The sequence below is a fragment of the Luteolibacter yonseiensis genome (genome assembly GCF_016595465.1).
In the GTDB taxonomy this organism is placed as follows: domain Bacteria; phylum Verrucomicrobiota; class Verrucomicrobiia; order Verrucomicrobiales; family Akkermansiaceae; genus Luteolibacter; species Luteolibacter yonseiensis.
In genome coordinates this window covers 13,304-39,438 of the sequence record NZ_JAENIK010000006.1, presented here as the reverse complement: position 1 = coordinate 39,438, position 26,135 = coordinate 13,304, and the positions used below count along the sequence as shown (strand labels likewise).

At 61.8% G+C, this 26,135-nt stretch carries 20 protein-coding genes; 19 read left to right on the top strand and 1 reads right to left on the bottom strand.

Annotation, left to right across the window (positions count from 1 at the left end):
• The first annotated feature begins 315 nt into the window (after positions 1–315).
• The 18 genes from dnaG to JIN84_RS06250 all read left to right on the top strand — a co-directional run bounded on the left by dnaG (position 316) and on the right by JIN84_RS06250 (position 21,708).
• Entirely contained in the window at positions 316–2,217 is a 1,902-nt protein-coding gene (gene dnaG, locus JIN84_RS06335; RefSeq protein WP_325099567.1) for a DNA primase, read from the top strand.
• A gap of 1,409 nt (positions 2,218–3,626) precedes the next feature.
• Positions 3,627–4,334: a cytochrome c3 family protein gene (locus tag JIN84_RS06330; protein ID WP_200350190.1), complete on the top strand. Its 708-nt coding sequence runs from the start codon at positions 3,627–3,629 to the stop codon at positions 4,332–4,334.
• 48 nt (positions 4,335–4,382) lie between these two features.
• A complete protein-coding gene (locus JIN84_RS06325) occupies positions 4,383–7,805 on the top strand; it encodes a TAT-variant-translocated molybdopterin oxidoreductase (protein WP_200350189.1) in 3,423 nt (1,140 codons plus the stop codon).
• Between the two features lie 131 nt (positions 7,806–7,936).
• Positions 7,937–9,412, top strand: coding sequence for an NrfD/PsrC family molybdoenzyme membrane anchor subunit (gene nrfD, locus JIN84_RS06320; RefSeq protein ID WP_200350188.1), 1,476 nt, complete (start codon positions 7,937–7,939; stop codon positions 9,410–9,412).
• A gap of 31 nt (positions 9,413–9,443) precedes the next feature.
• Complete coding sequence (locus JIN84_RS06315) at positions 9,444–10,001, top strand: DUF3341 domain-containing protein (RefSeq protein ID WP_200350187.1); 558 nt, start codon at positions 9,444–9,446, stop codon at positions 9,999–10,001.
• 43 nt (positions 10,002–10,044) lie between these two features.
• Entirely contained in the window at positions 10,045–10,695 is a 651-nt protein-coding gene (locus JIN84_RS06310; protein WP_200350186.1) for a c-type cytochrome, read from the top strand.
• 21 nt (positions 10,696–10,716) lie between these two features.
• Positions 10,717–12,030: a hypothetical protein gene (locus JIN84_RS06305; protein ID WP_200350185.1), complete on the top strand. Its 1,314-nt coding sequence runs from the start codon at positions 10,717–10,719 to the stop codon at positions 12,028–12,030.
• Positions 12,031–12,063: 33 nt separating this feature from the next.
• Entirely contained in the window at positions 12,064–12,819 is a 756-nt protein-coding gene (locus tag JIN84_RS06300; RefSeq protein ID WP_200350184.1) for a c-type cytochrome, read from the top strand.
• A 24-nt stretch (positions 12,820–12,843) separates the two neighbouring features.
• The gene (locus tag JIN84_RS06295) at positions 12,844–14,352 is read left to right on the top strand and encodes a cbb3-type cytochrome c oxidase subunit I (RefSeq protein WP_200350183.1); all 1,509 of its coding nucleotides are present in this window, start codon (positions 12,844–12,846) and stop codon (positions 14,350–14,352) included.
• Between the two features lie 37 nt (positions 14,353–14,389).
• Positions 14,390–15,100, top strand: coding sequence for a cbb3-type cytochrome c oxidase subunit II (locus JIN84_RS06290; RefSeq protein WP_200350182.1), 711 nt, complete (start codon positions 14,390–14,392; stop codon positions 15,098–15,100).
• A gap of 26 nt (positions 15,101–15,126) precedes the next feature.
• Positions 15,127–15,897: a c-type cytochrome gene (locus JIN84_RS06285; protein WP_200350181.1), complete on the top strand. Its 771-nt coding sequence runs from the start codon at positions 15,127–15,129 to the stop codon at positions 15,895–15,897.
• An 85-nt stretch (positions 15,898–15,982) separates the two neighbouring features.
• Positions 15,983–17,884, top strand: coding sequence for a cytochrome c oxidase subunit I (locus tag JIN84_RS06280; RefSeq protein ID WP_200350180.1), 1,902 nt, complete (start codon positions 15,983–15,985; stop codon positions 17,882–17,884).
• Positions 17,885–17,923: 39 nt separating this feature from the next.
• Positions 17,924–19,606, top strand: a complete 1,683-nt coding sequence (locus JIN84_RS06275; RefSeq protein WP_200350179.1) for a cytochrome c oxidase subunit 3 — start codon at positions 17,924–17,926, stop codon at positions 19,604–19,606.
• A gap of 46 nt (positions 19,607–19,652) precedes the next feature.
• Positions 19,653–20,033, top strand: coding sequence for a cytochrome C oxidase subunit IV family protein (locus JIN84_RS06270; protein WP_200350178.1), 381 nt, complete (start codon positions 19,653–19,655; stop codon positions 20,031–20,033).
• Positions 20,034–20,051: 18 nt separating this feature from the next.
• On the top strand, positions 20,052–20,252 hold the full coding sequence (locus JIN84_RS06265; protein ID WP_200350177.1) for a hypothetical protein: 201 nt from the start codon (positions 20,052–20,054) through the stop codon (positions 20,250–20,252).
• A 46-nt stretch (positions 20,253–20,298) separates the two neighbouring features.
• Positions 20,299–20,535 (top strand): hypothetical protein, encoded by a 237-nt coding sequence (locus JIN84_RS06260; protein ID WP_200350176.1) that lies wholly within the window; start codon positions 20,299–20,301, stop codon positions 20,533–20,535.
• A gap of 59 nt (positions 20,536–20,594) precedes the next feature.
• Positions 20,595–21,380, top strand: a complete 786-nt coding sequence (locus JIN84_RS06255) for a cytochrome c oxidase subunit II (protein WP_200350175.1) — start codon at positions 20,595–20,597, stop codon at positions 21,378–21,380.
• Between the two features lie 10 nt (positions 21,381–21,390).
• A complete protein-coding gene (locus tag JIN84_RS06250) occupies positions 21,391–21,708 on the top strand; it encodes a DUF3820 family protein (RefSeq protein ID WP_200350174.1) in 318 nt (105 codons plus the stop codon).
• Between the two features lie 683 nt (positions 21,709–22,391).
• On the opposite strand, the gene JIN84_RS06245 is transcribed toward JIN84_RS06250, so the two are convergent.
• Positions 22,392–22,904 (bottom strand): AbfB domain-containing protein, encoded by a 513-nt coding sequence (locus tag JIN84_RS06245; protein WP_200350173.1) that lies wholly within the window; start codon positions 22,902–22,904, stop codon positions 22,392–22,394.
• A 1,242-nt stretch (positions 22,905–24,146) separates the two neighbouring features.
• Between JIN84_RS06245 and JIN84_RS06240 the strand changes: the two genes are divergently transcribed.
• The gene (locus JIN84_RS06240) at positions 24,147–26,123 is read left to right on the top strand and encodes a beta strand repeat-containing protein (protein ID WP_200350172.1); all 1,977 of its coding nucleotides are present in this window, start codon (positions 24,147–24,149) and stop codon (positions 26,121–26,123) included.
• The last annotated feature ends 12 nt before the right edge of the window (positions 26,124–26,135 follow it).

Here is a 26,135-nt window from a genome sequence, read left to right as displayed (position 1 = left end):
GGGGGGAGATTGGGGGTGGTTCGGGAGGCGCTTGGAAGTGGTTCGGGAGGAGCTTGGGCGCGATTCATTGGCGGACCATGGGCGGGGCGATTCGGAGATCGCCCCTCCTTGGTGTGGGGGCGACGGGAGGTGTTGGTTGCGGGCGGTTCGGCGGGAGGGGGGGATTTGGACGGTGCGGCGCGGGCGGTGCGGGCGATCGCGTATCGCTTCTCCTTTGAGCTCTGCGGGGCTTCGGACGGGATTTTATCTCCGTCCTCCTTATTTGGTTTCCTGTGGCGGGCGGGTGGGGCTTAGTCTGGGGCGCAAGCAAGTCCTGTGGCGCAGATTCCGAAAGAGAGTGTGGAGAAGGTGTTGGAGTCGACGGATATCGTCGATCTCATCAGCTCGTACATCGAGGTGAAGCGGGCGGGGTCGCAGTTCCGGGCGAATTGTCCTTTCCACCATGAGAAGACGCCTTCGTTCTACATCACGCCTTCTTCGCAGCGGTTCCATTGTTTCGGCTGCGGGAAGGGGGGGGATGCGATTTCGTTCGTGCGGGAGTATGAGAATCTTCCTTTCACGGACGCGGTGCGGAAGCTGGCGCTGAAGGCGGGGGTGGTGATCATCGAGGAGGCGTCGGATCCCAAGGCGGATGCCTCGCGGAAGTCGCGCGGGCGGCTGATGGACATCCATCGCGAGGCGACGGCGTTTTTCCACGAGCTGCTGATGAAAAACGCGGCGGCGGGGCATGCGCGGGATTACCTGAAGTCGCGCGGATTCGGCCGGGAGATGGCGGATCGCTGGGCGCTGGGGTGGATGCCGGACAATCCGCGGATGTTCCTGGACTGGGCGCGGGCGCGGAAATTCAGCGGGCGGGAGCTGGTGGATTCGGGGATCGTGAAGCTGAAGGAGGACAACAATCCGAAGTCGGGCCTTTTCGTGAGGTTCCAGGACCGGCTGATGTTCCCGATCCGCAATGAGATCGGCGATGTGATTGCTTTCACGGCGAGGCAGTTGCGGGAAAACAAGAACAGCGGGAAGTACATCAATTCCCCGGAGACGGCGATTTACAAGAAGAGCCGGGTGTTTTTCGCGCTGGACCGGGCGAAGAAGTCGATCCTGAACGAGAAGGCGGCGCTGCTGTGCGAGGGCCAACTGGACGCGATCTGCTGCCATGAGTCCGGGATCACGCAGGCGATCGCGACGTCCGGCACGGCGTGCACGGCGGATCACGCGCGGATCCTGAAGCGTTATACGAGCAACGTGCTGCTGTGCTTCGACGCGGACAGGGCGGGTCTGGAGGCGGTGGAGAAGGCTTACCGGCAACTGGCTCCGGAGGGGCTGGGGGTGCGGGTGGTGGAGATGCCGGCGGGGGATGATCCGGACAGTTATTTGAAATCGCAGGGCGCGGACGCGTTCCGGCAACTGCTGGCGAATGCGAAGGAGTTTTTCGATTTCAAGCTGGAGCGGGGCAAGGCGACGGGGCGGTTCGATTCGGCGGCGGAGCGGGCGGTGGCGCTGGGGGAGTGTGTGGAGATGCTCGCGCTGATGTCGGATTTCGCGGCGCGGGAGAACCAGATCAACATCGTGGCCACGCATTTGCAGACCTCTTCGGTGGTGTTGCGGGATGAGATCGCGAAGGCGAAGGCGAATCCGAAGAAGAATTTCGCGGAGAAGCTGGCGGCGGACGAGGTGTCGCCACCGGCGGTGCCGACGCCGCTGCACCGAATCGTGGCGTTTTTGTGCCACCTGGCGCTTTCGTCGGGGCAGGCGCAGCGGTTCCTGTGCGAGCAGTTCGAGACCCTGCACGAGGCGAACCGCTGGGTGGAGGGCATTCCGTTGCTGGAGGCGATCCTGGGGGCCGCGCCGGATCCGGCGTCGCACGCGGCGGTGAATGGTTTTCTGGCGACGCTGCCGGAGGCGGACCGGCTCTCGCTGGCGCACGAGACGTCCTCGCTGGAGGGGGTGACGCTGGATGGGATGCAGGCGGCGGAGCAGGCGCTGGCGCTGCTTTCCGGGACGGTGCTGCAGCGGCGGGACGCGGCGGTGAAGGCACAGTTGAAGCAACCGGGGCTGTCGATGGAAAAGACCCTGGAGCTGCTGCATGAGGTCAAGGAAATCAGCGGGTTGCTACGGGGGATCGGCCAGCGGTCGGAGTTCAATGACGAGCTCCCGGCATCGACCTACAAGGAGAAGAAGCCATGGGGCAAGTGGAAGGGCGGGCCGAAGGAGTCCTAACGGGCTGCCGTCAAGGGTTATGGCCGTTTTTGAGGACAAGTGGCCGGATTAGGGGCCGGTTGGGTCTTTCAATTGGGGATGGCCGGCCGCATGGTGTCCTTACGAAACACGATCGGTCCGCCTGAAGATACGAAGTGTTTCTCAACATATCCTGTTCCGGTGAAACATTGCCATATGCCGGATCGAACTCCGGGGGGAAGTCGGTCATAACGCTTTGGTGGTGCCAGCCGGGATATAATTGGGGGGTAATGTGAAATTCCGGGCACGGGTCGCAAGCGATCCGTGCCTGATTTTTTTTGGGGGGGAAGAAGTTGAGGGTTGAGAGTTGATGGTTGATGGAAAGAGAAGAGGACCGATGAGGGGTGAGTGTGATCGATGATCGAGGAGAGGACGAGGGGTGGAGAAGAAGTTGAGGGGTGGGTGTTGATGGTCCTTAGCGGTGTCCGGAGTTCAAGCTTCAGCTTGCTCTTTCACCAGACTCCGTGACCAGACTCCGTCACCAGACTCCGGCTCTTTCACGAGCCACAGCATGTTCACGGACCTCCGCTCCTTCACGAGGTCCGGATTGCCATTCGGAAGAGCAAGCTGAAGCTTGAACTCCGGACAGCGTTCCGGAGGATCATCGGTGCGTTGTTTCGGCAACGACTTTTGGCACTCGCTATGGCTCCGTGACTTGGCAGTCGGCATGGCTCCCTGCCAATTCGTTTCTCTTCCATTCGTCTTTGCTTCCTAGGAGGGCGGTGGGAAAGGGTGGCAGCAAAGTCCCTGTTCGAATGCTCGTTCCTGGAATGGCGGGAGGGGGAGAGGATTGGGCTTCTCAAGGGGGGTGGGATGTCGGAGGGTGGGGGCATGACTGATCCGGGGGCTTCGAGTGTTGTTTTAATCCTGCTGTTCTTCTGCGCGGGGCTTTTGTTGATGGTGCTGGGGTTGATTTTTCAGGTTTTCAAGAGGTTGGTGCGGATTGAAAATCGACTTTCGTTGAGGAACGGGGATTTCGAGGGGGGATCCGGGGCTGGAGCTGGATCGGGCGTAGGGGCTGGAGCCGGGGCTGGAGCCGCGTCCGGGGAGCAGGACGGGACGGGGGTGGAAATCTCGCCGGGCGGGGCGTTCGAGGCGTTTCTGAATGAGGATGCCTCGCGGCGCGCGCTTACCAAGAGGGAACAATCCGCCGCTTATCGCAAGTGGCGGCAGGCGAAGGGGATGAATTGGTCGAATTCATGACGTCAGGTGATGGAAATGAATCTGTTCCGCAGGCCGATTACAAAATCTGCGGCAAATTCTTTTTTCGCTTTGCAAGGGGGGTGTAGCTTTGCATCCTCCCGCCGCCCGGACCAATTCTGAATTCTCCGGGTTCCGGCTTGTGAAAAATTTCACAAGCTCCAATCTCTGAGCACTGCAACGCCCTCCTCATGGCAAATATTTTTCCTCGCTGGTCCAATCTACTGCCTCTCAAAATCGCTGTCTGCGCGGGGACCGCGGCGGCGGGCGTGGCACTTGCATTCGCTTATTACGCGACTCCGAAAACGTCTGTCGTCGGCTACCAGCCGTCGCAGCCGATTCCGTTCTCGCACAAGATCCACGTCGACCAGATCGGCCTGGACTGCCGTTACTGCCACTCGTTCGTGGATGTGGCGGGGCACTCGAACGTGCCGACGGGGAACACCTGCTGGAACTGTCACCAGCACGTCCAGCGCGACAGCCCGAAGCTCGCGCCGCTGCATCGCTCGATGGATTCCACCTACGCCGGCTACGATGGCAAGCCGATCGAGTGGGTGCGGGTGCACAAGGCCCCGGACTATGTCTATTTCAACCACTCCGCGCACGTGAACCGCGGCATTTCCTGCCAGAGCTGCCACGGCGACATCAACAAGATGGAGGTCGTCTACCAGGCGGAGAGCCTTTCGATGGGCTTCTGTCTGGAGTGCCACCGCGCGCCGGAGAAGCACCTGCGTCCGCTTGAGGAGGTCTTCAACTTCTCCTACGACGCGGAGACCTACCTGAAGAACAATCCGCACCTCGCACAGCAGGGGGTGAAGACCACCGAGGATCTCGGTTTGAAACTGAAGGAGCAATTCAAGGTCAACCCGAAGACCAGTTGCGCGACCTGCCACCATTGATCCGTCCGTCCGTCCGATTTTCCAAATTCACAATTTCCGCAGTCTAACATGAGCAAGCGCATTTGGCATCACCCCGAAACCCCAGCCGGCGATCACACGGTCGCATGGCGCAGTGCGGGCCAGTTGGAAGACACCGCCGAGTTCCGGCAGTGGATGGACCGCGAGTTCCCGCAGGGGGCCGCCGAACTTTCGAATCCCGAGGTGGATGAGACATCGCGCCGTTCGTTCCTGAAGCTGATGGGTGCGTCCACCGCGCTGGCCGGCTTCGGCATGGCCGCGTGCCGCCGCCCGGAGAGCTACATCGTCCCTTATACCAAGGCTCCCGAGTGGGTCATTCCGGGCAAGGCGACATACTATGCTTCCTCGATGCCGCGCTCCGGTGGCGCGACGCCTCTGGTGGTGACGACCTATGAGGGCCGTCCGACCCGCGTGGCTCCGAACAACCTGCATCCGGATGCCGACGGCACGGACGCCTTCGCCCAGGCCTCGGTGCTGGATCTCTACTCCCCATCGCGCTCGAAGCGGGTGCTGAAGGGTGGAAAAGCCGCCAAGCGCGCCGATCTGGACGCCGTGGTGGCCGCGCTGGCCAAGGACGCCTCCGCCAAGGTGGGCTTCCTCTTCGGCACGGACGACAGCCCGACCCGCGCCCGCCTGACGAAGGAGCTGGCCGCGAAGTTCTCCGCCGCGAAATTCTATCAATACGAAGCGCTCTCCGGCGAGTCCTCCATCGGTGACGGCGTGAAGCTGGTGGCCGATTTCTCGAAGGCCGACCGCATCCTTTCCCTCGACTGCGACTTCGCCGAGACGGACAACCAAGGCCCCGTGGCCGCGTTCTTCGACCGCCGCAAGCCGGAAGGCAAGAACTACGATTCGAAGCCGGACGCGTCGAAAATGAACCGCCTCTACATCGTGGAAGCCGCGTTCAGCCTCACCGGCGGCATGGCGGACCACCGTCTGCGGGTTTCGCCGAGCCAGGTGACCGTCGTCGCCGCGCAGATCGCCCGCGCGCTGGGGGTGAAGACCTCGGTGACCGCCTCCGCTCCGGAGCTGAAGGAGTCCGAGCAGATCGAGTGGGTGAACGCCCTCGCGGAAGACCTCAAGGCGAACGCCGGCAAGTCGCTGGTCGTCGCCGGTTCCCGCCAACCGCTCGCCCTCCATATCCTGGCCTACGCCATCAACACCGCCCTCGGCAACATCGGCGAAGGAAAGCCGCTGGCCGCGCTTCAGACCGAGACCAAGGGCCTCGGCACGCTGGCCTCGCTCAAGTCCGACATCGATTCCGGCGCGGTGGAGACGCTGATCCTGCTCACCCCGGGAAACCCGGTCTACGACGCACCGGCCGACCTGAAGTTCGCCGAGTCTTTCGCGAAGCTGAAGACCAGCATCCACTTCGGCATCCGCACGGATGCGACGGCGCACGCCTCCACCTGGCACGTGCCGGTCGCCCACTACCTGGAATCCTGGTCGGACGCCCGCAGCTCGCGCGGCACCTACACCGTGGTCCAGCCGATGATTCTCCCGCTCTATCCGGAGTGTGTTTCCGAGTTGGAAATCCTGCTCGCGCTGCTTTCCGCCGAGGGCAAGCTGCTCAGCGGTGAAGGTGAGAAGGGTGCCGCGTCGCCCGCCTACACCGCCGTCCGTGCGACCTTCGCCGCGCTTGGCGGGGAAGGGGATGTCGCTTGGAAGAAACTCCTGCGCGATGGTTTCCTCGCGGATTCGGTTTACCCGGCCGCCACTCCCACCCTGCGTGCGGACGTTTCCGCGCCGTCCATCCCGGACGCTCCGAAGGCCGAGTCGCTCGAAGTGATTTTCGCGACGGACTCCTCGGTTTACGACGGCCGCTGGATCGACAACGGCTGGTTGCAGGAAGCTCCCGATCCGATTTCCAAGATCACCTGGGACAACGCCGCGCTCATCGCGCCGAAGACCGCGAAGGCCCTGGGCATCTACGACGACATCATCACCCCGGAACCGGTCAGCTCGATGATCGGCATCGACGGTGTGGCGATGAACAAGTTCGCCAAGGTCGGACCCGATGGCGAAGGCGAGAACCGCAAGCAGCCGATCATCAGGATCGAGGTCAACGGCCAGTCGCTGGAGATCGCGGTGCTGATTTCCTTCGGCCAGGCGGAGAACACCATCGTCATCCCGCTCGGCTACGGCCAGGGCTACAACGCGGACGACGAACTGGGCCGCGACACGAAAAACGTCGGCCACGTCGGCCACGTCGGCGCGAACACCGGTTTCAACGCCTACCCGCTGCGGACCGCCGCCACTTCCTACTTCGCCACCGGTGCGAAGGTTTCCAAGACCGGCAAGCGTTACTCGGTGGCGCTCACGCAGGAGCACAGCGCCATGTATGGCCGCGCGCTCGCCCGTGAGATCTCCACCCAGGAGGACGTGAACAAGGGCGACTTCTCCGCGCAGCTCGCGAACGTGGCCAAGCAGGGCAACGACTCGCACGCCCCGAGCAACATCTCCCTCTACAAGCCGCAGAGCTCGTCCACCTTCCACCCCGGCAAGGATGGCAAGCCGCAGTCGCTGCTCAGCGACCCGCTCCACCAGTGGGGCATGTCGATCGACCTTTCCTCCTGCACCGGTTGCAACTCGTGCCTCATCGCCTGCCAGGCGGAGAACAACATCCCGATCGTCGGCAAGGAACAGGTCGCCCGCGGCCGCGAAATGCACTGGATCCGCATGGACCGCTACTTCGCCACGCAGGACAAGTACACCGACGTGAACGGCAAGCTCCAGGACACTCCGGAGTGGGTGAAGGACAACCCGGCGCTCGTTCCCCAGCCGGTCGCCTGCGTCCAGTGCGAATCCGCTCCTTGCGAAACCGTCTGTCCGGTCAACGCGACCATCCACACGGAAGACGGCCTGAACGCGATGGCCTACAACCGCTGCATCGGCACCCGCTATTGCGCGAACAACTGCCCTTACAAGGCCCGCCGTTTCAACTACTTCGATTACAACAAGCGCAACCCGCTCATCTCCCACAACCTCTACAAGGGGCCGTTCGGCGAGAAGCAGGTCGGCGAGGCGCCCCACCTCCAGCGCAACCCGAACGTCACCGTCCGGATGCGGGGTGTGATGGAAAAGTGCACCTACTGCGTGCAGCGCCTGAAGGACTCCGTCATCCGCCAGAAGCGCGGCCAGAAGCAGGAGGCTCTCGTGGCCGGCAAGCCATCCACCGAGATGAACGTCAGCGTCAACACGCTCCGCATTCCAGTGGACTCCGTGAAGGTGGCCTGCCAGGACGCATGCTCCGCCGGTGCCATCACCTTCGGAAACCTGCTGGACGGCGACAAGTCGGTGATGGTGCGCAGCAAGCACATCGAGCGGAACTACGATCTTCTCAACTACATCGGCACCCGCCCGCGCACCAGCTACCTGGCCCGCGTGAAGAACCCGAATCCGAAGATGCCGGACGCGATATTCATCGGCAAGGCGACCGTCAACATGGCATAAAGACACAAGACTTTGAGAAACAAGAAACAAGAAAGATGAAATGCTGCAAAACCAACCATCGGAAGAACACCTCTTCTCTTGAGTCTTGCAGTCTTGAATCTTGAGTCTTCTACCAACTTCCTATTCAAATCATGGCTTCCACTTCCCACCACGCGACTGAGAACCACACCGGAGTGAAACTTCCGGTGCTTGAGCGCGAAAAGCTCATCCTGAGCGGTCGTTCGTATCATTGGATCACCGAGCGCATCTGCGGCGTTCTTGAGAACCGCCAGCCGCTGTTGTGGTGGCTGCTGTTCATCCCCTCCGCGCTGATCGCCATGATCGGCGTGGGCGGCGGCCTGACCTACCTCGTTTCCACCGGTGTCGGTGTGTGGGGCATGTCGAACCGGGTGTTCTGGGGCTTCGACATCACGAACTTCGTGTTCTGGATCGGTATCGGCCACGCCGGAACGCTGATTTCCGCGGTCCTGTTCCTGACCCGGCAGAACTGGCGGACGTCCATCAACCGCGCGGCGGAGGCGATGACGATCTTCGCGGTGATGTGCGCGGGCATCTTCCCCGCCTTCCACGTCGGCCGTGTGTGGTTCGCCTGGTTCCTCGCTCCGGTGCCGAACGCCAATGAAATCTGGCAGAACTTCAAGTCGCCGCTGCTGTGGGACGTGTTCGCGGTTTCCACCTATTTCACCATCTCGCTGATCTTCTGGTACCTGGGCATGGTTCCCGACCTCGCGACCATCCGCGACCGTTGCAAGCCCGGCCTGCGCAAGGTCCTCTACGGCATCTTCGCCCTCGGCTGGCGCGGCGGCAACCGCCAGTGGAGCCACTATGAAATGGCGTATCTCCTCCTCGCCGCGCTTTCCACGCCGCTCGTGCTTTCCGTGCACTCCGTCGTTTCCTTCGACTTCGCGACCTCGGTCGTCCCCGGCTGGCACACCACCATCTTCCCTCCCTACTTCGTGGCGGGTGCGATCTTCGGTGGCTTCGCGATGGTGCTCACGATCATGGTCCCGGCCCGTTTCATCTACGGCCTGCACGACGTGATCACGATGAAGCACATCGACAACATGGCGAAGATCATCCTGCTGACCGGCACGATCGTCGGCTACGCCTACCTGATGGAGCTCTTCGTCGCCTTCTACTCCGGCGCGATCTACGAAATGGACGCCTTCAAGTTCCGGATCGCCGGTCCATACTGGTGGGCCTACGCGGCGATGATGTCGCTGAACGTGCTTTCCCCACAGGTGTTCTGGTTCAAGGCCTGCCGTGAGAACCTCTGGGTCATCATGGTGGTAGCGATGTGCGTGAACGTCGGGATGTGGTACGAGCGCTTCGTCATCATCTGCACCACGCTCGCCCGGATGTTCCTTCCCGGCGACTGGAAGACCTACTCGCCGTCCGGCGTGGAGCTGATGACCTTCGTCGGCACCATCGGTCTGTTCCTCGCGCTGTTCCTCATGTTCCTGCGCTTCCTGCCCTGCATCAACATCGCGGAAGTGAAGTGGACGCTGCTGGAGTCCGACCCGCATTTCGACGACTACGAAGAGCACCCGGACCACGGCGTGGTCAAGGAGGCCGCCTATCAGAAGGAGCTCGTCTCCACCAAGTAATTTTCAACGTCCAACTCCCAACTCTCTCAAAGTGAGCACCACCCGCAAACGCGTCTATGGCTATCTGGCCGAGTTCAAGAGCGCATCCGCCCTATACAAGGGCGCGGAGAAGATCCGCGACGCTGGATTCAAGAAATGGGACTGCTATTCCCCTTATCCGATCCACGGCCTCGACGGTGCGATGGGGATGAAGCGCTCGATCCTGCCATGGTTCGTCTTCTTCGGCGGCATGACGGGCACGGCGACGGCGTTCGCGCTGGCCTACACCACGCAGGTGGTGATCTACCCGACGGTGGTGCAGTCCAAGCCGACCAACGTTTTCACGGTTCCGGCGTTCTTCCCGATCATGTTCGAGCTGACGATCCTTTTCTCCGGTTTCACCGTGTTGTTCGGCCTGCTGGCGCTGATGCAGCTGCCGCGCTTCAACCACCCGCTTTTCGCCAGCCGCCAGTTCCACCGCGCGACGGATGATGGATTCTTCATCGCCATCGAGGCCCGCGACCCCAAATTCAGCGCCGACGGCACCCGCGACCTGCTCGCGTCGATCGGCGGAGCCAACATCGAACTCGTCGAAGAAGAGGACGCCTGAACGGACAAACCGAACTCCCAACTCTCAAATTTCATAACTTCAGATGCGCTACTTTTTCCTCACCTACGCGCTCATCGCGTTGCTCGTCGTCGGAATCTTCGGGCTCCGGGGCCAGCACTTCAGCAAGCCGCCGGTCCGGATCTTCCCGGACATGGACGAGCAGGACAAGCTCCGCGCGCAGAAGCCGGACGCGTTCTTCGCGGACGGGCATGGCGGACGCCTGCCGGTCACCCAGACCCAGCCACGCGGCTTCAATGAAGAAGGCGCGCGCGAGATCGGCGGCATTCCTGAATACGAATTCGGCGGCCAGACCGGTTACTACTACACCGGCCACGTCGGCGACTACTTCGGCACGGGCATGCCCGAGGAGCTGGAGCTGACGGAGGAGAACGCGGCGGCGCTGATCCACCGCGGCAAGGAGCGCTTCGGCATCTACTGCGCGGTCTGCCACGGCAAGTCCGGAGACGGCCAGGGCATGACGAGCCAGTATGGCGTGCCCGGCATCGCGAATTTCCACTTGGACAACTTCAAGGCCGACAAGTATCCGGACGGCCGCCTGTTCGAAACCATCACCAACGGCAAGGGCATGATGGCCGCCTACGGCTACAACATCCCGGTCCGCGACCGCTGGGCGATCATCGCCTACGTCCGCACCCTGCAGACCGCCAAGGAAACCCCAGCCAAGGCTAACTAACTTTTTCCTGATCCTATCGAAATGGCCCACCACCACGTCACATCCTCAGATATCGCGATCAACGGCGATCACCTCGATCCGTCCTCGGTATCGAAAGTGAAAACCATCGCAGGGATCATCGCCCTTGTCGGAACCATCGTCAGCGTCCTCATCTTCACCGGGGTGTTCGGCCCATGGATCCGCGGGACCTACGCCTACTCCTGGGAGTTCGCGTTCTACATCTTCCTGACCATCCCGATCGGCGCGACCTTCTGGGTGCTGCTGCACAACGTCTCCAACGCGAGCTGGGGTGTCTCGGTGCGCCGGACCTTCGAGAACATCGGCTCGGTGTTCCCATGGTTGTTCCTTTTCTCGCTTCCGCTGCTGCTGCCGCAGATCCAGCATTACCTCTATGAGTGGATGAACATCCACCGCGCCGCCACCGGCGACGTGAAGGAGCACCTCCACCACGCGGACCACCTGCTCTACAACAAGTACTGGTTCATGAACCTGCCGTTCTGGTATGGCCGCGTCGCCTTCTACTTCATCGCCTTCAGCGCCGTGATCATCGGCCACCGCCGCCTTTCCGTGGCGCAGGACACCGATCCGAATCCGGGCACGTGGAGACTGTTGAAGGCCCGCTACCACTCGAACTATCCTCTCATTATCTTCGCCCTGACGATCACCTTCACCGGCTTCGACTTCGCGATGGGTCTTGATTACAAGTGGTTCTCCACGATGTGGGGTGTCTATCTCTTCGCCGGAGCCGCGCTGAACTCGATGGCGGTGGGCGTGATCGTCTGCACCTGGCTGAAGAGCAAGGGCCACCTGAAGCACGTCGTCGGACCGGAGCATTTCCACATCATGGGCAAGCTGATGTTCGCCTTCACCACCTTCTGGGCCTACGTGACCTTCTCGCAGTTCTTCCTCATCTGGTATGCGAACATCACGGAGGAGACCTCCTACTTCCTGATCCGCAACACCGGCAACTGGAACCTCGGCATGATCGCGCTGGTCTTCGGCCACTTCGTGATCCCGTTCGTGGTGCTGCTCCAGGCCTGGCTGAAGAAGAACCCGAAGCTGCTCTCCATCGTGGCGGTCTACACGCTCTGCATGCACGTGCTGGACCACTACCTCATCACGATCCCCGAGCGCGGCATCTCGCTCGGCAACATCGACCCGAAGACCTTCGGCGAGATCCAGGTTTCCATTCCCGGCGCGTTCTGGGGTGACATCCTCGCCTTCGTGACCATCGGCGCCGCCTTCGTCTTCTTCCTCATCCGCGCCCTCGGCCAGCACTCGCTCTACCCGAACCGCGATCCCCGCATCCTCGAGTCCGCGAACGTTTCCAACTGAGGTTTTCAACTGACTTTTCCTTTTTCCCCGCACATGGACCCATCCCGCGACAATCCGATCGTCCGCTTCACCACTTTCTGGTGGGGTATCGGCACCTTTTTCATCTTCGCCGCGCTGCTGGCCGTGATCTGGCTGTTCGCCCGATCCGAGCCGGAGACGCTTGAGGACGCCGCCGCGAAACCGCGCTACGCCACCAAGGCGAAGATCGACGCGGCGCAGGCCGCCGCGCTGCCGGACGCCGCCATCGAGGCCGCCGTGCCGGTCGTGGCACAGAAGCTCGCCGCCTCGAAGCCGGTGGCCGTGGAAGTTCCGGGGCAGATCGTCCCGGGTTCCGAGACCGCCAAGAAACTCGCCGACGCGCCGAAGGTGGACACCTCGGCGATCGACAAGGCGACCGCCGCCGCGGACACACCGATCGACCCGGCGCAGATGGAGGCCGGCAAGGCCGAATACATGATCTGCGGCGCCTGCCACGGCCAGAACGGCGAGGGGACTCCGGCCGGACCGCCGCTCGCCGGTTCCGAGTGGGTGACCGGACCGGTTTCCAACCTGGTGCTCATCCAGATGCGCGGCCTGACCGGCCCGATCACGGTGGCTGGCAAGGAATACACCTTCCCCGCCGGGATGTTCCCGCTCGGACTGGGTGACAAACAGATCGCCGATGTGCTTACCTACATCCGCAACAGCTTTGGCAACAAGGCGTCCGCCGTGACGGTCGAGCAGGTGACCCCGCTCCGTGGCGAGGTCGGAAAGCCGCAGCTCACCGAGGCCGAACTCACGAAACCGTAATTTTTCCCAATTTTTCAAAAGCCGATGTCATCTGCCTCTCCAACCACCACAGATCAGGATGCCTTGCTGCGCGCGGGGATTGATCGCTCGTTGCGCCATCCGGTGATGTTCTTCATGACCAGCGGTGCCGCGTGGCTCGCGGTTTCCATCGTCCTCGGGATCATCGCCTCGGCGAAGGTCCACAGCCCGGGATTCCTTTCGGGATGCGGTTGGCTGACGTATGGCCGTGTTTTCCCGGCGCACATCAACGCGTTCATCTACGGCTGGGGTTTCCAGGCGGCGTTCGCGGTGATCATTTGGATGATGGCGCGTCTTTCCCGCAAGGAGTGCACCGCCGCCGGGCTGATCCTCGTCGCCGGCCACGTCTGGAACCTGGTGGTCAGCGCCGGTCTGATCGGCATCCTTTCCGGCAACGGCACGGGCATGCCGTGGATGGAGTTCCCCGCCTTCACCTGGCCGGTGATGCTGGTGACGTATTTCGCGATCGTGATCTGGTCGTTCATCCAGTTCCGCGTGCGTCCCGAGGGCCACGTCTACATTTCCCAGTGGTATATCCTCGCCGCGATCGTCTGGTTCCCATGGGTGTTCCTCACGGTGAACACGCTTCTCCACTGCCTGCCGGGCCACCCGGTGATGGGTGCGGGCATCAACGCCTGGTACAAGTCCGCGCTGATCTTCCTCTTCTTCACACCGGTCGCGCTCGGCGCCGCCTACTACCTCGCTCCGAAGGTGACGGGCCGCGCGGTCCACAGCTACTCGCTGGCGAAGCTCGGTTTCTGGTCGCTCGCGATCATCGCTCCATGGGCGGGGATGCAGAAGCTGACCGGCGCGCCGATCCCTTATTTCCTTCCCTACGTGGGAGCCGCCGCCACCGCGCTGCTCTTCGTGCCGGCCCTCGCCGCCGCGCTGAACCTGCTGCGCACGATGCTGGGCAACCCGGAAACGATGTCCGCCAGCCCCTCGCTGCGCTTCACCACCGCCGGTCTCACCGGCCTGCTGGTGCTCGCCTTCGCCGCCGTGGTGCTGAACCTGCCGGACTCGACTCTGCCGCTCACCCAGTTCTCGCTCTCCGGCTACGGCTTTGAAATCCTCGCGTTGTATGGATTCTTCACCTTCGTGATGTTCGGCGCGGTGTATTTCATCGTCCCCCGCGTGACGCGCCGCGAGTGGTTGTCCCGCCGCCTGATCTCCATCCACTTCCTGTTCTCGACCTACGGCATCGTGACGATCGCGCTGATCGCGCTCTTCGGCGGTCTTCAGCAGGGCATCGGCCAGGAGGATTGGCAGGTTCCGTTCCAATCCGCCGCGACGCGCGCCTATCCGTATGCGGTGGCGACGACGATCGCCTGGATCTTCATCCTGATCTCGAACATCTTCTTCTTCCTGCACCTCACGCTGATGTGGCTGCGCCTCGGCCGCCGCAGCTCGCACCCGACGCTCCTCGCGGCGGACCACGGCCACGCCGTGAGTCCCCACGGTGAGGAAGGCGACATCGACAACGCCGGCCCCGGCACCGCCAGCGCCGCCCACTAACCAGGAATTCAAATTTCAAATTTCAGAATTTTTCCTAATGAGCTTCCGCACTTTTATTCTCGGACTTTCGGCCAGCTTTGGCGTCGCCTGGCTTGCGATCGTCGTCGTGCCATTCATCAAGATGCGCAATCTGGCGCCGATCGAGCTGAATGAGGCGACGGACGGCGCGACGGGCATCTTCTTCCCGAAACGCACGGGCCGTGTGGCGGATGGCGCCCAGGTGTATGCGGAGAACGGCTGCTACCTCTGCCACACGCAGGTGGTGCGCCCGACGTATGCCGGAAACGACCTGTATCGCCCGGACTGGGGCGGCCTCAAGGCGGATCCGGACCGTGGCGACACCCGCCGCGAGACGAACGCGTATGATTTCTTCGGCGAGAAGTTCGCCCAGATCGGTGTTTCCCGGATGGGTCCGGACCTCTCGAACCTCGGCCGCCGCGTGGAGTCCATCTACGCCAAGGACGGTAGCGCGACGCAGTGGCTCTATTCCTACCTCTACAATCCGCGCCACATCCCCGAGAACTACCAGTCCACCTGCCCGTCGTTCTCCTTCCTTTTCCACGAGCAGCCGGTCAAGGGCGAGCGCAACGCGGACGCGCTGCCATACGGCGGCACCGACGACACGGAGATCGTGCCGGGCCCGGAGGTGAAGGCGCTGGTTTCCTACCTGCTCTCGCTCAAGAAAGACCAGGCCGTGCCGACGGTGCTGAACTTCGCACCTGACAAGGGCAAGGCCGCCAAGAAGTAATTTCCGACCCCATTTTTTTCCAAACCATGTCATCTAACAACTCCAAACCGGATCTCGACGACTCGATCAACGTGGCCGAGACCCACGGTCGCGTGGTCCGCGAGGCTGCGGCGTGCGCCCGTGAAAAGCGGATCGCTGACAACGGCATCGCGCCGATCTCGCTCTGGGCCTTCGTCGCCTGCGGTGTGGTCCTGCTGGTCGCCGGCGGGATCCTCGGCTCGGGCGGCCGCTTGTTCTCCTATGATTCGACCTTCCGCCGCGACTACGTCCGCACTCCCGCCGGTGGCGCGGAGGACGCGGGTGCCGTGCCGAAGGAGGCGCTTGCCGCCTACATGGCGAAGGGGGCGAAGATCTATTCCGCGAAGTGCAACGGCTGCCACGGCTCCGATGCGAAGGGCAACGGCTCCACCTTCCCGTCGCTGGTCGGCTCGAAGTGGGTGCTCGGCGAGACGGAACGCTTCTCGATGATCATCCTCAACGGTCTGGAGGGACCGCTGGAGGACGGAAAAACCTACGGCGTGATGCCCCCTCAGGGCATCGGCATGACTCCGGAAGACCTCGCGGGCATCATGACCTACGTCCGCAACAACTTCGGCAACGCCAAGGGCGACGTCGTGACCATCGAAATGGCGAAGGCCGCGCTCGAGATTTCCGCCAAGCGCAAGAACGCCGGCAAGTCCGTCAACGGTGTGGAGCTCGACGCCGACCACATCAAGGCCCTGCCGGGCGACGTGCTCGATCCGAAGACGATGGTCGATCCGATCACGCTCGCACCCGCCACCGCCGCAGCTCCCTGAGCCGAAACAATTTCCCACCTTCAATCATTTTTAACTTTTCCCCGATCCGGATTTTCCTGATCCACCAACGCCGCCAGACGGAATTATGAGCTCTCACGCCGCCACTTCACACGCCGGGCACGACGCCCACCACGGGGATCATCACGACGATCACCATCACCACGAGCAGGGCTTCTGGTCGAAGTACGTCTTCTCGACGGACCACAAGATGATCGGCATCCAGTACGGGATCACCGCGATGTGTTTCCTCGCGTTCGGATTCTACCTGATGATGGTGATGCGCTGGAGCATCGCGTATCCGCACCAGCCGCTGCCGGAGTGGATGAGCTGGGTCTTCACCGACGGCTGGAAGGCCCGCTGGCTGCAGGACGGCAAGGTGACGGGTGAGACCTACAACATGTTCGGTGCGATGCACGGGACGATCATGGTTTTCCTCGGAATCGTGCCGCTGGGCTTCGGCGCCTTCGGCAACTACGTGACGCCGCTGCAGATCGGCGCGATCGACATGGCGTTCCCGCGCCTGAACATGGCCAGCTACTGGATCTACCTCGCGGGCGGTCTGGTGATGTGCGCCTCGTTCTTCCTCGAGTCCGGCGCGGCCAAGTCCGGCTGGACGAACTACTCTCCGCTCGCGGGATTCGCGGACGGCCAGGTGGTCAACCAATGGCTCGCGGGCCAGACGCAGTGGCTCGTCGGCCTGGTGCTGCTGATCACCTCCTCGCTTCTCGGTTCGGTGAACTTCATCACCACCATCATCAACCTGCGGGTCCGCGGCATGACGTGGATGCGCATGCCGTTCTTCGTCTGGGCGATGCTCGTGACCGGTTTCCTCCTCCTGCTCGCGTTCCCTCCGCTTGAAGCCGCCGGCATCATGCAGCTCATGGACCGCGTGGGCCACTCCTCCTTCTTCATGCCATCCGGCCTCTTCACGAAGAGCGAGGGTCTGGCGGATCTCTCCGGCGGTGGTTCGCCGCTGTTGTTCCAGCACTTGTTCTGGTTCCTGGGCCACCCCGAGGTTTACGTCCTTCTCCTTCCCGCCTTCGCCTGCGTCAGCGAGATCATCCCCGCGAACACCCGCAAGCCGCTCTGGGGCTACAAGTCGATGGTGTATTCCGTGATGGTCCTCGGTTTCCTCTCCTTCGTCGTCTGGGCCCACCACATGTACATGACGGGCATGGGCGCGGCGGTCTCCACCTTCTTCCAAACCACCACGGTCCTGATCTCGGTTCCTTCCGTGGTCATCATCACCGCGATGCTCATCTCGCTGTGGGGCGGTTCCATCCGTTTCACCCCGCCGATGATCTGGGCCTGCGCGTTCATCCCGATGTTCGGCATCGGTGGTCTGACCGGTCTTCCCCTGGCATTCAACCTGGCGGACCTCCACCTGCACGACACCTACTACGTGATCGGCCACTTCCACTACGTGGTGGCGCCGGGCATCCTCTTCGGCTTCTTCGCCGGGGTGCTCCACTGGTATCCGAAGATCACCGGACGCTTCATGAGCAAGACGCTCAACCACCTGCACTTCTGGCCGAGCCTGATCTGCATGAACATCATCTTCTTCCCGATGCTCGTGCAGGGCATGGCCGGATTCCACCGCCGCTGGTACAACGGTGGCGACGCCTACCTCGCGAAGGCGGCGGACAGCGTGAACGTCTTCGGCAACACCGTGGTGGAGAAAATCGACCTGAACATCATCATGTCGATGGGTGCCTGGACCATGGCGTTCTTCCAGATCTTCTTCATCATCAACCTCTTCACCTCGTGGAAGTATGGCAAGAAGGTCACCAGCGACAACCCGTGGGACGCCACCACCCTCGAGTGGGCGACACCGACGCCTCCGGGCCACGGAAACTTCCTCAAGGACCCGGTCACCTACCGCGGACCTTACGAATACAGCCGTCCTGACTGCGACGAGGATTTCCTCCCGCAATGGATCGAGCCGAAACACACGGACCACGCCGACAAGTCGGACTCGAAACACTAATCCCACCCGAGAACCCGCGGCCCATCACTTTTTTCTCAAATGGAAATTCCCTACGTCGTCACACCCCGAAAGGACACAGGTCTCTTCAATTCGAAGATCGCCATCTGGTTGTTCCTTGCTTCCGAAGTCATGCTCTTCGGCGGTTTCTTCTCGGCCTACGTTTTCCTCCGCCTGGGTGCGGACTATCCGTGGCCCGAGCGCACGCTGCCCGTGCTGCCCGGTCTGATCAACACGTTCGTGCTGATTTTCTCGTCCGTCACGGTGGTCTTCGCATGGGCCCAGCTCAAGCTGCGCAACTGGCGCATGTTCCAGGTCTACATGACCATCACGGTGCTCTGCGCGCTCGTGTTCATGGTCCTCAAGGGCATCGAGTACAACGTGAAGTTCCATCACCAGGCGCTGCGCCTGAAGGACTACACCGTGCTTGAAGGCCACCTCGGTTACGAGAAGGACGACAGCGGCAAGGAAGTGCTCGACCACAACGGTGACAAGATCGAGGAGAACATGATCTATGTGAAGGCCTCGAAGCTCACCTTCAACACCGTCCGTTTCTACAAGCCATGGGTCGAGGAATTCCTCACCGAGGCCAAGCACCACAACGCGCAGATCGTCCTTTCCGCGGACGTGGCGGCGATCACGAAGGAAGGCGAGCCGGCCGAAGTGATCGCGAAGGCGGGCGAGACGCTCTCGGTCGCCCTGCTGGAAAAAATCAAGAAGGCCCACCTCGCGGCCCGCAGCCACAACGGCCACTACCGCACGGAAGCGCTCCGCAGCGAGTGGAAGGACGCCAAGGCGAAGAACAAAGGCAAGAGCGACTGGCAGTTCGCCGCCGACGTGAACATCGACATGACGGCCCTCGCGCCGAAGCTGCTGGGCGAGATCCCGAGCGTTGCGTTCGACGTGAATCCTCCGACCAAGCTTGATTTCAAGCCGCGCGACATCAAGGAAGCCGACGGCACCTCGACCCTGCGTGACGACACCGTGGTGAGCGGCGAGCTGCTCGCCAGCCCGATGGTCTTCCACTACGTGGACGCGATCGATTTCCAACACCTCGTGATGAAGGCCGAGCAGAAGGGCATCGACCCGGAAGTGGCCATCGAGAACTCATGGCTCATCAAGAACAGCCCGTTCGCGAAAGAGGCGTGGGAGTGGCACCTGGGCAAGATGAAGGAGCTCAAGGAGCGTCTTCTGAAGGAGTATGGTGTCGATAAGAACGGCAATCCCAAGCGCGTGCCGACCCACAAGGAACTCTACCGCCTCGGCTGGAAGGATCTCGCCAAGATGGGCGAGGAGAAGCACGGCATCTCTTTGAGCAGCGCCGCCAAGATCAAGGAAGAGTTCATGGGACCGAACTACGAGGCGCGCAATCCGCATGCCGAGGAGGCCGGAGACCACGGCCACGCTGCGGAAGGCCACGCGGCCGAGGGCCACGGCAAGGAAACCTTCCCGCACTTCTCGGTGCCGCGCGAGCAGATCGGCTTCGCCGCGAAGTTCACCCCGGCCTGGAACACCTACTACGCCATCTATTTCACGATGACCGGCCTGCACGGCCTCCACGTCATCGGCGGCGCGCTGGTGCTCGCCTACTACCTGCTCTTCGGCAAGAAGATGTATGACTCCAATCCCGAGTGGCTTGCGAACCGCGTCGAAGTCGGCGGCCTGTTCTGGCACTTCGTGGACCTTGTCTGGATCTTCGTCTTCCCGATCCTGTATTTGATGTAAACCCCCGAGGTGATACCTTTTTCCCAATTTCCAATTTCCCAAGCAAATGGCTGACAATCCTGAAGCAATCAAAAAGTCCCTGCGCCTCTACATGCTCATCGGCGCGGTGTTGTTCGGCGGCACCTGTCTGACGGTGGCGGTGGCGTGGTTCGAGTTCCTCGACTTCGGCCAGCACGGCTTCGACAAGTGGGACGCCATCATCGGTCTGATGATCGCCACCACGAAGGCGATGTTCGTCGCGTTCATCTTCATGCACTTGAACCACGAGAAAAAAGCGGTTTACTGGCTTTTCGGCTCGGGATTGTGCATGGTGTGCAGCCTGGCGTTCCTTTCGGCGCTCGCGATCTTCGACCCGATCAACGACCCGCTTTTCTACGGCAAGGAGTCCAAGACACCCTTGATCCTGCTGTCCCCCACCCACCGCTAACCACCACCACCCGATACCATGTCGCTCAAAGGATTCCACATTGTCTTCGTGACCGTCAGCACCCTGCTCTGCACGTTCCTCGCGCTGTGGTCCTTCCTGCTGGCTCCGGAGAAGTCCGGAATCGTGACGACACTGGGGATCGTGGGCGTCCTCGGCGCGCTGGTGATGCCGGCGTACGGGGTTTGTTTCTACCGCAAGATCGTCAACCATCATATCTGACCCGGGTTTTCCCGACGGAGTTCCTGATCCAACGCATCCACCCATCATGACCGCCAATTCCCTATTCCTCGCTTGTTCCACCTGCCGTGTCAGCATGGTGGAAGGTGGTGGCGACGCCGCCGGATGGTCGATTTTCTTCCTGCTCGTCGTGGTCCTCCTGATGCTCGGCGGCATCGGATTCTTCATGTTCCGCATCGCCCGGCGCGAGCGCGAGCATTTCGATCCCGCGTTGTCCGATGATTATGTGGCGCCGGCGGCTCCCGCCGTGCCGGCCGCGCGTTGATCCCGGCTCCGGTCCCGTCCTTCCATTTTCCGCATTCCAGATTTTAGAATTTCCATAAAATGAGTCCTTCCAAGTTCCTCGGCATTCCCGAAAATTTCTCCAGCCACGGCAGCCAGGTGGATCACATGATCGATGTCGTGCATTGGTTCATGTTCGCCTTGTTCATCGGCTGGACGATCTTCTTCCTCTACTGCATCTTCCGGTTCTGGCACAAGAACCACCCGAAGGCGTCGTATGAAGGGGTGCGCAGCCACCTTTCCAGCCACCTCGAGGTGGGTGTGATCATCGTGGAGGCGGTGCTGCTCCTCGGATTCGCGTTCCCGCTGTGGGCGGACCGGGTGGACAACTGGAAGAAGGTGCAGGACCTCCAGCCGGTACGCGTGCGCGTCGTGGGCTGGCAGTTCGGCTGGACCTATCACTACCCCGGCCTGGACGGCAAGTTCGGCCGCGTGGACCCCGCTCTGATCTCCGGCACGAACGACCTGGGAATCGACTACACCGACCCGAACGCGCTGGATGATTTCACCAGCCCGATCCTCAAGCTTCCCGTGAACCACCCCACCGTGCTCCAGATCGGCAGCAAGGACGTGATCCACAACTATTCCATCGTCCCGATGCGCATCCAGCAGGACGCCATCCCGGGCAAGGAGATCCCGATGTGGTTCACGCCGGTGAAGGCGCTGGAGACCTTCGTCGTCTGCGGCCAGCTCTGCGGGGAAGGCCACGCGAACATGGTGGGCTCCATGGAAGTCACGCCGATGGCTCCGTTCGAGTCATGGGCGAAGGGCCAGTCGGAAGGGGCTCTCAAGGCGAACAGCCCGAAGACCACGACGGCCAGCAACTGATTTTCCGTTCATGGACGGGCCGAACGAGATCGATCGCGAGGATTTCCGAAACCTCCTGATCGAGATCGGCAAGGCCCGGATGCCGTTCGGCAAGTTCGGGATGAAGGCCTACCCGCCCGCGGGGGTGCCGATCATCGACCTGCCGATCGAGTATCTGACGTGGTTCCAGGAGAGGGGTTTCCCGAAGGGACGCCTGGGGGAGTTGATGGCGCAGGTGTGCGAGATCAAGGGGGTGGGGATGGACAAGGTGTTCGATCCGATCCGCGCGGCGAACGGTGGGAGGTTCAAGCTCCAGCCGACGCGGCGGAGGAATTTTGATTTCGAGTGAGAAGAGGAGGATGATCGATGAGAGACGAGGGTGATCGATGATCGATGAGGAGAAGATGATGATTCGAAATGCGGGGAGGAGATTTACCGCGGAGATGGCAAAGGGGCGCGAAGAAGTTGATGGTTGAGAGGAAGAGAGGAGGGGGAGTTGTGATACCGGTTTACGCCAATAAAATGGTTGTTTGACTACTGATTACACAGATTTACGGATTGAAGAGGGTGCCCAATGCTCTGGTTCCGTAATCACCTTATTGGTGAGAACAGGCATGGGGAGGAGTTGTGAGGAGTTGTGAGGAGTTGTGAGGAGTTGTGAGGAGTTGTGAGGAGTTGTGAGGAGTTGTGAGGAGTTGTGAGGAGGAGAGACGAATGGCACGGCGTCAGGGGCTTTTTCGTGTATCTTCCGGCCCGGAGGGATCGGCGGATTTTAGCCGGTTGGCGCGAACCACGGGGATGCGATATCCCATCCAATCAAGCCCCGGCAGGGGCGACGGAAACTCCGCATCCATGGTGGACGACACCCTTCCGCCGCCCCTGCCGGGGCGTCAGAGATGTGGGGCCCTGTTCCGGTGGCTTTCGCCAACCGGCTAAGGTCCATTATCCCTCCGGGGTGATGAGAGGGCCCGATCTTGGGTGCTGCTATCTTGAGCGTTGAGAGGGCGGTCGCGGGAAGGCGGTTGCGGGGAGCTACTTCGCGGGTTTGCCTTCGACGCGGAAGTTCAGGCGGAGGCCTTCGGCGGGTTTGCTCAGGGAGAGGTTGTTGTCGGTTTCCACGACGAGGAATTCTCCGGGGCGGTTTTTGGATTCCAGCCTGATCTCGCCATTCGGCAGGTGGTTGACCTTGAAGGTGGCGTTCGCATCGAAGGTCCTTCTCGCCTGGGCGTCCTCGGGGCGTGTCTCGGCCCAGATTTTCCAATCCCGGTGGAGGAGATAGACATCGCGGTCGGTCATGAGGCTGACGCACTGGGGATCGGTGAGGCCGGGGACGATCTTGATGCGTGCCGCGCTTTTCGCGACCTGTGCGCGGACCTTGGTTCCCTTGCCGGGATCGATGCCGAGCTTGGAATCGTCCGCGAGGAAGAATCTGGCGGCTTCCGGGAGTTTTTTGTCGGCCGCCGTGTTGTCATCCGCCGCGAGGGCGTTTCCGCAGAACAGGGAGGAGGCCAGCAGGAGCAGGGTCGGTTTGATGAGGAATGTCATGGGAGGGTGGTATATGGTGGAATGATGATCGATGGGGATGTTCCGTTTGGCAAGTTTTCCGGCGGGGTTTCAATGGGAGGTGGGATGACGGGATGACGGGATGACGGGATGACGGGATGACGGGATGACGGGATGACGGGATGACGGGATGACGGGATGAGGCGGTCCTGATGATCCGGAGAACCTGAAAGCAATTCCAGTTCACGCCGATGGGCGGTTCTCCTTGGTTCGTTTTTTGAGAACCACGTCTGCCGCACGGGCGGACACGTTCCGCCGCTCCGGTTCACACTGCCACAGGCGGTGCCACAGGTGGCTCCTGCCGTTTTCCCACAGCCTCTGAAGCATGAACTGCGGACGTCCGGGCGAAGGTGAAAGAGCAAGCTAAAGCTTGAACTGCGGACGGCTTCAAGGCGGTTCGGAAGAAGCACGCTTCAGCGGTCCGCTGAAGCGCGAACTCCGGACAAGTTCAAGGCCTTTCCCACTGTTTGGAGCGGCGATGGTTTTGTCGCCACAGGGGGGAAGAACATCCTCCGATGCCCCTCTTGCGCCGGTGTCCCGGGGCATTTCCTAGCGGGCGAGGATGGGGTAGAAGCGTTGCGGGCGGTTGCCTTGTTCGTGGGGGACGCTCATGACGGCTCCGGTGCCGTAATGATAGTTCATGCCGAAGGTGGTCCGGGTGGAGTGATGATCGGGGAAGGATTGCTTCCGTGTGCGTCCGGGGGATCGTGAAAATTTTTCAGCGGTGAAGCCATTTTTGGCTTTGAACGGATCTGGTGCCCGGCCGGTCTTCCTGGCCGGGTGTGTGTGGTTCCAAGTGGTTCATAATCGTATTGTTTCGTACATGAGATTCCGGGAGTAAAAGAGGTGCTCCCTGCTCAAATCGGAAGTAATTCCGATGGATCTAACAGATGATGGTGCGGAGCCGCCTGTGGCTCCGATATTAGAATTTGACGCCGGGGGGAGGTGTCTGGTTGGGTCCTGTTAGTGAAAGCGGTGCGATCCCCCGACCGGGAAGTGGCTGTCACTCACAACGGCTTGGACTGCCGTGATTCCGTCGCCGACTCCCGACCGAGGAGAGAAAGCGGAAATGCCTCCTGAAGACGGGGGCGATCCTGTCCGCGGATCTCACCGCAAAACGTGAACCCGCGTGCCATCACGCACCGGAGAAACGCATCCGGTGACATGAGCGCGGGCCATCAAAAAACACTCTCCAACCAACCACCGATCTCCACCATCCGTCCGATGAAACCGACCCTGCAAAATCCACACCTGTCCTCCTCCGTCCGGCTCGCGATGACCGCCTTCGTGCTGGCTCCCGCGATGCTTCATGCGGCCGCCACCCTTGATTCCAACGACGAATTCATCGTGACGGGGACCCCGGACGGAAACGTCATCATCACGCACGGCCTGAGAGCGGGAACAGGGATCGAGGTCGGATCGGTTTCCTCAGCACTGCAGATCGAGTATGACGGCACGAACCATTTGGCGACCTTCGGCACCAGCGACGCGGGCGGCGGTTATGCCTGGCAAGACAACCTCACGCTCTCGGCAAGGACGAAGATGCTGCTGGGTTCGGACAACATCCTCACCCTCTACAAGACCGGTGGCGCCACGGGTATTTTCCTTTCGCCCGACTCGGGCATCATCAATTTGCCGTCCACGGGTGGCGGCATCAAGGTGGGTTCGATCACGGCGTTGACGGCCGGTACCACGGGAGCCCTGACTTTCCCCATCGCGCCGGTCTTCTCCAACGGTCTCCAGGTGACGGCAGGCCAGTTGAATGTGACCTCCGGCACCTCCTCCTCCAATCCGACCTCGGGCGCTCTTGTCGTTTCCGGCGGCCTCGGAGTGCAGGGAGACATCAACGGCGTCAAGGTGGGACGGGGCGGCGGCAACATCGCGAGCAACACGGCGGTCGGAGGCAGCGCCCTTGCCGGGAACACCACCGGTGCCGGCAACTCCGCGTTCGGGAGCCAGGCGCTTTTCACGAACACCACCAGCAATTCCAATTCCGCGTTCGGCAACCAGGCGCTTTATGCGAACACCGGCGGCTATGACAATACCGCGACCGGTGCCGGGGCCCTCCGCACCAACACAGCGGGCTATTTCAACTCGGCCCACGGGAGCATGGCCCTCTATTACAACGAGACCGGTTCCCAGAACACCGCGATCGGATATCAGGCGCTTTATCTCAACACCGCCGGCAACGCCAATTTCGCGGCAGGGGTGCAGGCCCTCCGCGGCAACACCACCGGATATTGCAACTCGGCGAGCGGCGCCGGAGCCCTTTATTCCAACAACTCGGGCTTCAACAACACCGCCAACGGGTATGCGTCCCTCGGAACCAATACCTCGGGCAGTTACAACACCGCGAGCGGTGCGCAGGCCCTTCAATACAACACCACCGGCATCAACAACGCGGCGACCGGTTACCAGGCCCTCCGCAACAACACCACCGGCAGCACCAATACCGCGACCGGATCCACCGCGCTCTATTCCAATACCACGGGAGCCGGTCACGCCGCGGTCGGTTTCCAGGCCCTCTACAGCAACACCACAGGAGAGGTGAACACCGCCGTCGGAGCGCAGGCGCTCCGCAGCAACACCACGGGCAGCAACAATCTGGCTTTGGGCGGAAACGCTCTCAACAAAAGCACGGGGGGCAGTTCCAACTCCGCGGTCGGCCACAACGCGCTCACGGAAAACACCACGGGCTCCGGCAACACCGCGACCGGGTCCAACGCCCTATCCAACAACACCGCGGGCGAATTCAACTCCGCCACCGGACGCAATGCCGGCCGGAACAATACGGGCGGAAGCAGCAACGTCTTCCTCGGGTATGACGCGGGTTCGTTCCAGGCCATCTCCGGCGGACTCGGCAGTCCTGACAACAGCGTCTACATCGGAGCCAACGTCCGGGGCAAGGATGACGACGACGACAACTCCATCGTCATCGGTGCCAACGCCGTCGGTGAGGGGGCGAACACCAGCGTGCTGGGCAATGCTTCCACGGAAAAGGCGCACGTTTTCGGACAGACGACCCTCACCAACACTCCTTGGAAAACACGGGCCGTGGGCGTTTCCGCGCTGGCGGATCCTTCGAATGCCGCTTCCGACAACGGCGGAGAGGCCCTGGTGGTGGAAGGTCACACCCGGCTCAAGGGCAGGGTGGTTATCGAGGAGCGGCAGGGTGACATCTCGATGGGGATTTACGACTGATCCATCCCCGAC